At 36.2% G+C, this 11,223-nt stretch carries 9 protein-coding genes and 1 pseudogene; 9 read left to right on the top strand and 1 reads right to left on the bottom strand.

Going from position 1 to position 11,223, the window contains the following annotated elements:
* Window positions 1-173: 173 nt before the first annotated feature.
* Both CXF67_RS02405 and CXF67_RS02410 read left to right on the top strand, forming a co-directional pair.
* Entirely contained in the window at window positions 174-1,196 is a 1,023-nt protein-coding gene (locus tag CXF67_RS02405; protein ID WP_102087293.1) for a serine hydrolase domain-containing protein, read from the top strand.
* Window positions 1,197-1,617: 421 nt separating this feature from the next.
* Entirely contained in the window at window positions 1,618-2,646 is a 1,029-nt protein-coding gene (locus tag CXF67_RS02410; RefSeq protein ID WP_102087294.1) for a CBASS cGAMP-activated phospholipase, read from the top strand.
* Window positions 2,647-2,660: 14 nt separating this feature from the next.
* Here CXF67_RS02410 and CXF67_RS18585 read toward each other — a convergent pair.
* Window positions 2,661-3,014 (bottom strand): annotated as a pseudogene (locus CXF67_RS18585) (IS3-like element ISPto4 family transposase); the annotation flags it as partial.
* 386 nt (window positions 3,015-3,400) lie between these two features.
* Here CXF67_RS18585 and CXF67_RS02415 point away from each other — a divergent pair.
* From CXF67_RS02415 to CXF67_RS02445, 7 genes are all read left to right on the top strand, one after another.
* On the top strand, window positions 3,401-4,960 hold the full coding sequence (locus CXF67_RS02415; RefSeq protein WP_102087295.1) for a type I restriction-modification system subunit M: 1,560 nt from the start codon (window positions 3,401-3,403) through the stop codon (window positions 4,958-4,960).
* A 224-nt stretch (window positions 4,961-5,184) separates the two neighbouring features.
* Entirely contained in the window at window positions 5,185-6,615 is a 1,431-nt protein-coding gene (locus tag CXF67_RS02420) for a restriction endonuclease subunit S (RefSeq protein ID WP_102087296.1), read from the top strand.
* Between the two features lie 508 nt (window positions 6,616-7,123).
* Window positions 7,124-7,429 (top strand): hypothetical protein, encoded by a 306-nt coding sequence (locus CXF67_RS02425; protein ID WP_102087297.1) that lies wholly within the window; start codon window positions 7,124-7,126, stop codon window positions 7,427-7,429.
* A gap of 128 nt (window positions 7,430-7,557) precedes the next feature.
* A complete protein-coding gene (locus CXF67_RS02430) occupies window positions 7,558-8,460 on the top strand; it encodes an Abi family protein (protein ID WP_102087298.1) in 903 nt (300 codons plus the stop codon).
* Between the two features lie 195 nt (window positions 8,461-8,655).
* A complete protein-coding gene (locus tag CXF67_RS02435) occupies window positions 8,656-8,973 on the top strand; it encodes a GIY-YIG nuclease family protein (RefSeq protein WP_102087299.1) in 318 nt (105 codons plus the stop codon).
* A gap of 295 nt (window positions 8,974-9,268) precedes the next feature.
* On the top strand, window positions 9,269-10,807 hold the full coding sequence (locus CXF67_RS02440; protein WP_102087300.1) for a Fic family protein: 1,539 nt from the start codon (window positions 9,269-9,271) through the stop codon (window positions 10,805-10,807).
* A 95-nt stretch (window positions 10,808-10,902) separates the two neighbouring features.
* Window positions 10,903-11,223, top strand: a 321-nt coding sequence (locus CXF67_RS02445) for a hypothetical protein (RefSeq protein ID WP_145990350.1), incomplete at its 3' end; no start/stop codon positions are given.

Consider the following 11,223-nt stretch of genomic DNA (forward strand, 5'->3'; position numbering starts at 1 on the left):
GACATTATAGGTTTAAATTGGTATAATCAGCCGTTGTCAAAAATTTGAAGAACCTTTTGAAATAAAATTACATTCTGTCAATAATATTCAACGCTACAGAGATTGAAAATTTCAATTTTTAAAATACAAAAGGACTTTTTTAAGTGTTGTATACACTATAAGCGAATATCATAATGAACAAACAAAAAACCAATATACTCAGAGTCATTTTACTTGTTGGAACAATAACCTCATTGTTTTTCGTACCATGGATTTTGGTAAAGGCTTGGGTTTTACCACTTCCTGATACGGTTCAAGAACAGGTAAATGAGGCAATTGGTCATGGATTTGATGGCATGATTGTTTATGTGGACCAAGCAGGAAAACCACCGGAATATTACACAGGAGGCTGGAAAGATAGAAAAAATAAAATACCAGCAGACCCAAAATCATTGTTCAAATTAGCCAGTATTAGCAAGTTATATATCGCTGTAGCAGCTACTAAATTGGTCAAAGAAAAGCGTTTAGCATTTGATAAGCCGCTAACAGATTACCTACCCGAATTAAAAGGAAGAATAGAAAATGCCGAAGAAATCACTTTGAAAATGATGGTTCAACATCGGTCTGGGATTCCTAATTACACAGATAATTCTGCCTACTGGCTAGACGAACAGGGAAATGGTCAAAATGCCCTCGACTTTGCTTTAGATCTGCCTGCCAGCTTTGCCCCAGATCAAGGATATGAATATTCCAACACCAATTATTTATTGCTTCGCAGGATCATGGACCATGTGCTAGGTTACAGCCATAGCGATTATATCAAAGAGAAAATATTAGAACCCTTAGACCTTAAGAACACGTTCTTTTCAATTACAGAAGTCGATTTAGATGATGTTATGAGTGGGTATTATGTAGGATATGAGGACGATTTTAAAGCTCGTGAATATGGGATGTTGGCTACAGCAGAAGATGTGGGTATATTTTTGCGAGCCTTAAACGATGGTTCGGTATTTAACGAGGGAGAACAGGAAATCTATCCTTATGAATATAACCATGGAGGTTTGGTAGTGGGCTATCAAAGTATTGCAGAATATCACAAAGATAGTGATGCGGTAGTTGTTCAATTTATCAACACCACGGATTTTGAAGGTTATGAATGGAATTTATCAGAAATTATAATTAACCGAATTGTGAAAATTATAAAAAAGAAAAACTAACCACAACAAAGTACTGTGATAAAATAAAAAGTACTCACTAATTAGCTACCCCATTTACAAAGGTCTTGATAAAGTCTTGTCTCTTTTTTGTTATTCGATTGCTTATGGATTCTCTCTACAAGGCACTGGGTTGATCTTCTAAGGCTTCAATACCCCCATCTTCATTGGCTATTCTGCCTTTGAACAAGTAATCATTTATAATATCTTCTACCCTATTTTGGTCTAGAGCTTCTGTTTTACTCAGCTCTTGTAACGCCTTTTGGGTTTCTGCTTTTCAAGTAGGGAAGCCCCTTTATTTCAATCCTTGTTTTTTAAAAAAAAACAACTCCCTTAATAGGTATATTCGCTATACCTAAGATTTGAATTGAGTATATATAAATATTGGCTATTATTAAAAGAATATGATTTAAATAAAAAAATCATGAAAAAGATTAGAATTCTATCCTTAGACGGTGGAGGAATACGAGGTATTTTATCTGGTATTGTTTTAACCCAAATCGAACAAAAACTTCAAAAGAAAATGGGAGACCCAAAGGTTAAACTATCTGATATGTTTGATTTTATGGCAGGTACAAGTACTGGAGGTATATTAGCCTTAGCTTATCTGACACCCAATGAAGAAAACCGTCCCAAATTAACTGCTCAAGAAGCGGTAAACATTTATTTAGATAGAGGTGATGACATATTTGATGCTACTATTTGGCAAAAAATAAAAAGCGTGAATGGTCTAACAGATGAAAAATATAATGCTTCTGAACTTGAAGAAGTTCTTGAAGATACCTTTGGAGAATTGAAATTATCAAATTTATTAAAACCCTGTATCATTAGTTCTTACGATATAAGAAATGGTAAACCCCATTTTTTTAAGCAGCACAAATCAACTAATGACACTTACAATTTTAAAATTAAAGATGTCGCTAGAGCTACATCTGCAGCCCCAAACTATTTCGAAGCTTCAAGAGTTAAAAACGATATAGGAACTTTTTATCCTTTAATAGATGGTGGTGTCTTTGTGAACAACCCTTCATTAGTCGCCTATTCAGAAGTTAGGTCTATGACTTTTGAAAATATAGAAAACTCTCCGTCTGCTAAAAATATGATGATTGTATCTATTGGGACCGGTAGCGTAAGCAAAGGTTACGACTATAAAGAAGCCAAAAATTGGGGAGCCATTGGATGGATTAAACCCATTATAGAAATAATGATGTCTGGTAATTCTAAAACTGTCCACTATCATTTAAAACAAATATTTGGAACATTAGAAGAACAAGACCAAAAAGATTATCACCGCCTTGAACCTGAAATAATAACAGCGGATACTGAAATGGACAATGCATCCATTGAGAATCTGCAAAAATTAAAGGAGGATGGTATATCATATATTTCAATTCAGAGTATAGATAAAGAACTCGATGCAATTGTTGAAAAACTTATCAAATATCAAAACTAAAACCAAATACTTTAAAAAATACTATTTAATTCATTTTCAGCATTTAAATAGTGATGGTTAGAGTTTGTTGTCACTACAATTTTCTTTTTAAAACACTTTTTAATCTCATTTCTTTCATCAGTAATCCGATGTAAGAGTGTGAGTAAATCAGGCCTTCTTGTTCAAGCTTTTTTTATATGTTACAGCTAAAACAAATTTCTTGACTCTGCTTAAAAAGCACTTTCCCCCTTTCTTTTAGAAGCGGTAGTGGTGTTTTACAAAACAGAATATCTTCGCTATTCAACCAATGATAATCAGCGTTTTTGATAACTTTCATTGATGTACACCTCATTTCTACTGAATATATCAATATTATCTAAAATGAATTGGCAAGGAAAAAAAGTATTTATAAAGCTGAATACTTTCATAATATGGTAGAAACATATCGAAAAGGAACTAGAAAATATATTAAATGGGAAAACGGACTTAAAATTGAAGTTGGGTGTTTTTATATAATGGAATCTTTTTGCTTAGGCACATTATTTTATCTCCATTTTTAAAGAATTCCAGATTTATAAAATAGCACATAACATCGGTTAAGCACAAATAGCGGGCAATCGATTAAAAAGTGATATTTTAGATCAAGTAAAAACAACTAAACCAATAAGAACGCATCCCTACTTCACGTCACTTGCATTAACCACCATTAAATGAAATAAAGAACATTAGAAAATATTAGAATTGTATAAATTCGTATCCTATTAAAAACACCCTAATGACCGAACAAAAAGCACAACTCGAACAACAACTCTGGAACATCGCCAACACCCTAAGAGGTAAAATGGATGCCGATGATTTTAGAGATTATATATTAGGCTTCATTTTCTATAAGTACTTAAGTACCAAAATGGAACTCTATGCAAATAAAGCCCTAAAACCAGACGGAATAACGTTTGACCAAGTAGAAGGCCATGAGCAGGAGACTGCATTAATAGAAGCCATTAAAGATGCCGCTTTAGATAAGCTCGGTTATTTCTTATTGCCATCAGAGCTGTTTAGCGAACTCGCCAAAAGAGGAAACTTAGGAGGGAAGAACAACTTTATTTTGGGAGACCTTGCCAAAGTGCTCACGCACATTGAGCAAAGCACCATGGGGTCTGAAAGTGAAGAAGACTTTGGTAACCTGTTCGAAGATTTAGATTTAACCAGTTCTAAACTCGGTAAATCAGAGAATGACAAAAACGAACTCATCGTAAAAGTACTCTCGCATTTAGATGAGATTGATTTCGATTTAGAAAACGCTGATAGCGATGTACTGGGCGATGCCTACGAATACCTTATCGGTAAATTTGCCTCTGGCGCAGGAAAAAAAGCAGGCGAGTTTTATACCCCACAGCAAGTATCTAATGTGCTGGCACAATTGGTAACGGTGGGTAAAGACCAACTGAAATCGGTATACGATCCTACCTGTGGATCAGGTTCTTTGTTATTGCGCGTCGCCAAACAAGTAAACGGAGTAGCTGCGTTTTACGGACAAGAAATGAACCCTACCACCTATAACTTGTGCCGAATGAACATGATTATGCACGATGTGCATTACAAGCGTTTCGACATTAAAAATGAAGATACCCTAGAGCGACCACAACATATAGACCAACGTTTTGAAGCCATTGTCGCCAATCCGCCATTCTCAGCCAAGTGGAGCGCAAGTCCCTTATTTATGAGTGACGACCGTTTTTCTAACTACGGAAAACTAGCACCAAGCTCTAAGGCCGATTTTGCCTTTGTGCAACACATGGTGCATCAGTTAGCCGATAACGGAACGATGGCTTTAGTGCTACCACACGGCGTATTGTTTAGAGGAGGCGCCGAAGGGCACATCCGTAAATACCTCATCCAAGACCGCAACTACCTCGATGCTGTCATAGGGTTGCCAGCCAACATCTTTTACGGAACCAGTATTCCTACTTGTATTTTGGTGCTAAAAAAAGACAGGTCCGAGGCGGACAGCCTTTTATTTATTGATGCGAGTCAACATTTTGAAAAGGTAAAAACGCAGAACTACTTGCGTGAAGAGGACATTACTAAACTCATGGATACCTACAAAAACCGAACTGCCGAAGATAAATACAGCCATGTAGCCCAACTGACAGAAGTAGCAGAAAACGACTACAACCTCAACATCCCGCGTTATGTAGATACCTTCGAAGAAGAAGACCCCGTAGACTTGTCTGAGGTAAGCCGTCAACTTAAAGAGGTTGCTGAGCGTAGCCGAAGCACCGATGCCACCATAGCCGATTACTGTAAGCAATTAGGAATTGACACCCCGTTCTAACCGTCATTGCGAGGGAGGAACGACCGAAGCAATCTGTGGGTTAGGAACACGGATTCAACAGATTGCCACGCTGCGCTCGCAAAGACCTAAAAAAACGAAATGAACAAAAACAAAACATATAAATTAGTATTAGGGCACGCCCTTACAGGTCAGGCTATCACTACTCGCTATTTTGCAAAAAAGCAAAATGAGCTCACACAAACCGTTCTATCCTTCGTGCAACTATGAGTACCGAAACAACACATATCGATAACAAACCCTCATTGCGAGCTAGTCATTGCGAGGACGAAGGACGAAGCAAACTCAAGCAATCGCATCCTCTCGAACCAGCATTACGATTTAAGGAATTTGAAGGGTGTATTGAGGAAACTTTGTTTGGAGACGATTATAAGTTTCATACTACAAATTCACTTTCCAGAGATAAACTGAATTACGATAAAGGCGAAGTTAGAAATATCCATTACGGTGATATTCATACAAAATTTCAAACTCAATTTCATTTAGCTAACGAATATGTTCCATTGATTAATGACGATGTAGATTTAGCAAAAATTAAGGAAGACTCTTATTGTAAAGTTGGTGATTTAGTTATTGCAGATGCATCTGAAGATTATGCAGATATTGGAAAGTCTATTGAGCTTATTGATATTAATAATGAAAAATTATTAGCTGGTTTGCACACATTCTTAGCAAGACCATCGTCAGAAAGTACAGCTTTGGGCTACATGAGTTTTTTGCTTAAATCTTGGAAATTAAGGAAGCAAATAATGACAATAGCGCAAGGAACAAAAGTTCTAAGTTTATCTGCTGGAAGAGTTTCGAATTTAAAACTAAATCTCCCATCCCTCCCCGAACAACAAAAAATAGCCTCCTTTTTATCTGCAATAGATAAAAAAATACAGCAGCTCACCAAAAAGAAGGCCTTGTTGGAGCACTACAAAAAAGGCGTCATGCAACAACTCTTCTCTGGCCAGCTTCGCTTTAAACCAGACGTGACAAATGAAACGTCATTGCGAGCCAGTCATTGCGAGGAGGAACGACGCGGCAAACTCAAGCAATCTGCTCAAAATAAAGCAGAATTCCCAGATTGGGAAGAGAAACAACTAAGTGATGTCGCTAAACGTGTAGTGCGTAAAAACAAAGAGAATAATTTAAATGTATTAACGATTTCTGCACAACAAGGATTAATAAGTCAATTAGAATATTTTAATAAATCTGTTTCTGCTAAAAATGTAACAAATTATTATTTACTTCATAGAGATGAATTTGCTTATAACAAAAGTTACTCTACTGGTTATCCAATGGGTGCGATAAAAAGATTGAATAGATACGATAAGGGTGTAGTTTCTACATTGTATATCTGTTTCGAATTTAATGATAAAGTTTCTTTAGATTTTATGGAACAATACTTTGAATTCGGAAGACAAAATATTGAATTGGAAAAGGTAGCTCAAGAAGGTGCTAGAAATCACGGTTTGTTAAATATTGGAGTTATTGATTTTTTGAACATAGACATTAAAGTACCAACTCTACCAGAACAACAAAAAATCGCTACCTACTTATCGAGTATCGACACTAAAATAGAAAGTGTCAATAATCAAATAACCCAAACCCAAACCTTTAAAAAAGGGCTGTTGCAGCAAATGTTTGTGTAACGTCATTGCGAGGGAGGTACGACCGCGGCAATCTCATGAAGTGTCTTACAAACATTAAACAGATTGCTTCGGCGAAAGCGCCTCGCAATGACGAAACGGAGGCTCGCAATGACCACAGATTGCTTCGGCGAAAGCGCCTCGCAATGACGAAACGGAGGCTCGCAATGACGACAGATTGCTTCGGCGAAAAAGCCTCGCAATGACGAAACGGAGGCTCGCAATGACCACAGATTGCTTCGGCGAAAGCGCCTCGCAATGACGAAACGGAGGCTCGCAATGACCACAGATTGCTTCGGCGAAAGCGCCTCGCAATGACGACAGATTGCTTCGGCGAAAAAGCCTCGCAATGACGACAGATTGCTTCGGCGAAAGCGCCTCGCAATGACGACAGATTGCTTCGCTTCGCTCGCAATGACTAGCTCGCAATGACAATCGAACCGTCATTGCGAGGACGAAGGACGAAGCAAACTCAAGCAATCTTATGAAAAGAACATTAAAATATAATTAAATGACTTCAACTATTAATTTAATATGTTTCAAATGTAAACACTGGCTTGAGTTTGGTAATGGTTGTAAGGCCTTCCCAGATGAGATACCTGATGCGATTTTAAGGAGTAACAAACATAATAAACCAATAAAAAAACAGAAAAATAATTTGGTTTATGAATTCAATAATAATGAGTTAAGTTACCCAAACCTAAAAAAAAAGGTTGCTGCAGCAACTATTTGTATAAGTATGGTCAACACCGACAGAAACAAGATATTTAGTAACGTTTTGTATGTTATATTAAAAAAAAACATTAAAAAGTATTGACAATATGATAATTACATGTAAATTTGCTTTAACAGTACACACCACGCTACCCTTTAGAACAGCGTCCCAGGGTGTGTCTTTTGCTTTATATACGTTACTGTTCTTACTAACTTTTCAAAAAACTGCCTATGTTTAGTAAACAGGCAATAACCATAGCGCAACAAATAGACCAACTTAAAACAAGAGGTCTAGCCATTTCAAACGAGGCTATAGCTACAGCATATCTTTCTAACATAAGTTATTACAGATTGGGTGAATATTGGTATGTCATGCAATCGGATAAGAAAAACCATATTTTCAAACCTAATAGTAATTTTACAGATGTTGTAGCGCTGTATAACTTTGATGCAAAATTAAGAATCCTTCTTTTTGAGGTTATCGAGAAAATTGAAATTAGTTTACGTACAAAACTTATTTATCATTTATCACATGAAATAGACCCTTGGTGGTTTCAGAATTTTACACTTTTTACAGATAGTATGGCTTTGGTAAAAACGCTTGCAAAGCTAGAAGAAGAATTATCAAGAACTAAGGATGTTACCATTAAAAACCACAAGAAAAAGCATAGGGAAGATTTACGCTTTCCGCCTGCTTGGAAATCTTTAGAACAAACTAGCTTTGGGGCGCTATCTAAATTATACGGTAATTTAAAACCAACTGTAAAATCAAAAGATACCATCGCTAAAGAACTAGGAGCGGTAAATCACACCTATTTACCAAGTTGGTTGCAGTCTATAGCACAAATTCGAAATTTCTGTGCACACCATTCTAGACTATGGAATAGAAACCTTCCTGGAGCTCCCAAATTACTTTCAAAACCTCCAAATGCATGGGTTTTAGATGTACCAAAGCAACATGAGTTTCAAAAATTATATACACATATGTGCTTAATGAAATACATGTTAAATGTGATACAACCAAACAACGATTTTACACAACAATTAGATAATTTATTTTCAACATATCCTAATGTTGATCCACATGCGTTAGGTATGAAACCAAATTGGCAACAAGAACCCTTATGGAAATAATATAATAGCGTAAAAAAAAGGGCTTTTGCAAAAGATGTTTGTGTAACGTCATTGCGAGGGAGGTACGACCGCGGCAATCTCATGAAGTGTGGTACAAACATTAAACAGATTGCTTCGGCGAAAGCGCCTCGCAATGACGACACAGATTGCTTCGCTTCGCTAGCAATGACTAGCTCGCAATGACAGAAATAAAAAATGAAACCAGGCTATATCTACATACTCACTAATAAAAACAATACCACATTGTATGTAGGTGTCACTAGTAATTTAACGCAGCGCATGCAACAACATAAAGAGAAACACTATAAAAAATCATTTACAGCACGGTATAATTTAGATAAGTTGGTGTATTATGAAGCGTTTCAAATGATAGGAGATGCCATTGCAAGAGAAAAACAATTAAAAGCAGGCAGTAGAGCCAAGAAAATAGCATTGATAGAAAAGGAGAATAGCGCATGGAGCGATTTAACGAAACAAGCAACAGATGGTTTCGGTGAAAGTGCCTCGCAATGACGACAGATTGCTTCGGCTAAAAAGCCTCGCAATCACTAGCTCGTAATGACCACACAGATTGCTTCACTGCCTTCGCAATGACAACAAAAAAGGGCTATTGTAACAACTATTTGTTTAATGGAGCAACCTAACACTTACCCGTTTTTCCAATATAAGGCTAATAATTACCTGTTTTCTGCTCATATACCCAATTTTCCAAATACACGCATTTACTCAATTTTCCAAATAATCACAATTTATTACCTGTTTTTCCATTGAATTACCTGTTTTTCCGTAAATTGATAAAAAGTAAAGCATGAAACATATAGGCATATCCATCCGGACACAAATTATCAATGGGCGAAAAGCGCCTGAGGAAGGTATGTTGGTTGGGTATGGAGCCCTCATAGAACATTATAAGCTACCCGTGCCTTATCCGCAAATACTGAGTTTAATTAGTGACAACAAAAAAAATTACGAAAAAGACAATTGGAAAATATATAGAGAACGATATGCTATTGATGATGAGCTTTACAGGCACTTGGTATTTGCTTTAAAATATGAAGGCGTAGATTTACTTGTTTTTAAGAAATTATTTGAATGTATAGGCGCATCAACTGTAAAAGAAATACTTCAAATTGAGCCTACAGGACAATACAGTAGAAAAGTATGGTTTTTGTACGAGTGGCTCATGGACGAAAAACTGGATATTCCTGATTTAGCTATTAAAAAAGCAGTACCACTTATAGATGAGAAACTACAATATGCTATTAAAGGTGTAAGCTCTCCTAGACACAAAATAATTAATAACCTTCCCGGGACGCTCAATTATTGTCCACTAATCCGAAAAACTGAAAAGATTGAAAAATATATCCAATCGGATATTCGGAAACAAAAGAACACTTATCTAGATAGGGTAAGTAAAGATCTATTACAAAGGGCATCTGCATTTCTCTTGTTGAAAGATTCTAAAGCTTCATTTACTATTGAGGGCGAAAAGCCACGTAGCAATCGAGCTGCCAGATGGGGAAAAGCGATCGGGCAAGCGGGCATAAATGAATTAGATATTAACGAGCTCAATCGCCTACAACAAATTGTGATAGAAAATACGCGATTCACAACAATGGGCATTAGAGAACAACAAGGCTTTGTTGGTGATCGGGACGAGGTAAGTCAAGAACCAATTCCCGATCATATATCAGCTAGATTTGAAAATCTTCTTCAATTGATGGAAGGGTGGACAAGCACGAAGAAGTTACTGATGGAACAAGAAATGGATCCAGTATTAGTGGCTGCAGAAATTGCTTTTGGATTTGTATTTATTCATCCATTTGTAGATGGAAATGGACGACTTCATAGATATATCATTCACCACGTCTTATCTAAAATGAATTACACACAGCAAGGCATGATTTTTCCAGTTTCAGCATCGATTTTAGATCACAAAAAAGACTATCAAGAGGTTCTGGAACATTTCTCACATCCAGTTTTGGAACATATAAATTGGGAAGCAGCTCCTGATAATAATATTGAAGTACTTAATGAAACAATGGATTATTACCGTTACTTTGACGCGACCTTGCCAGCTGAGTTCTTATATGATTGCGTGCAAGATACTATTGAGAATATCATTCCAACCGAAGTCCGCTATTTAGAACGCTATGAAGAATTTAAACGATTCCTCGAGGATGATTATGAAATGCCAGATAAGCTCATTTCATTACTGGTGAGCTTTTTGAGGAAAGGGGTGGGTAACTTATCTAAACATGCCTTAAAAAAGGAGTTTTCAGCTTTAAAAGAACAAGAAGTAAAAGACATCGAAGCAAATTATAAAAACATTTTTTTAGAAGAATAAATGAGCCACCAATCTGAAGCCATCTTAGAGAACAACTTAATTCAAACTTTTAAAAAAGGCTGCTGCAGCAAATGTTTGTGTAAAATAACACAATGATGAAAGAAAGATTTTTTGAAGACCCTACTTCATTGGCGAATGAACTGACCACAATAGATAAATTTCCTTCTGGAGGTATGTTTCATAATATCGGGCTGGCAGATGTAAAATTAATTATTAGATTCAACGACTCAGATATTCAATTATTTTTTCAATTATTAGCAAAAAAAGGTGTTTTAGATATTGAGTTTTTGAATTGCAAATTTGAAAGCACTTTAAGAATGAACGATGGTAAAAACAAAACTTTTTTTGAAAACACCACTTTTACTTTCTTAAGATGTAGCTTTCAAAATCTTGTTCTAGCTGACTTTATCTATAAA

The organism is Psychroflexus sp. MES1-P1E (assembly GCF_002836055.1).
Classification (GTDB): domain Bacteria; phylum Bacteroidota; class Bacteroidia; order Flavobacteriales; family Flavobacteriaceae; genus Psychroflexus.

Bases quoted from the DNA above. Each gene is read 5' to 3' on its own strand.
- CXF67_RS02405 (WP_102087293.1), top strand. From the start codon at position 174: ATGAACAAACAAAAAACCAATATACTCAGAGTCATTTTACTTGTTGGA.
- CXF67_RS02410 (WP_102087294.1), top strand. From the start codon at position 1,618: ATGAAAAAGATTAGAATTCTATCCTTAGACGGTGGAGGAATACGAGGT.
- CXF67_RS02415 (WP_102087295.1), top strand. From the start codon at position 3,401: ATGACCGAACAAAAAGCACAACTCGAACAACAACTCTGGAACATCGCC.
- CXF67_RS02420 (WP_102087296.1), top strand. From the start codon at position 5,185: ATGAGTACCGAAACAACACATATCGATAACAAACCCTCATTGCGAGCT.
- CXF67_RS02425 (WP_102087297.1), top strand. From the start codon at position 7,124: ATGACTTCAACTATTAATTTAATATGTTTCAAATGTAAACACTGGCTT.
- CXF67_RS02430 (WP_102087298.1), top strand. From the start codon at position 7,558: ATGTTTAGTAAACAGGCAATAACCATAGCGCAACAAATAGACCAACTT.
- CXF67_RS02435 (WP_102087299.1), top strand. From the start codon at position 8,656: ATGAAACCAGGCTATATCTACATACTCACTAATAAAAACAATACCACA.
- CXF67_RS02440 (WP_102087300.1), top strand. From the start codon at position 9,269: ATGAAACATATAGGCATATCCATCCGGACACAAATTATCAATGGGCGA.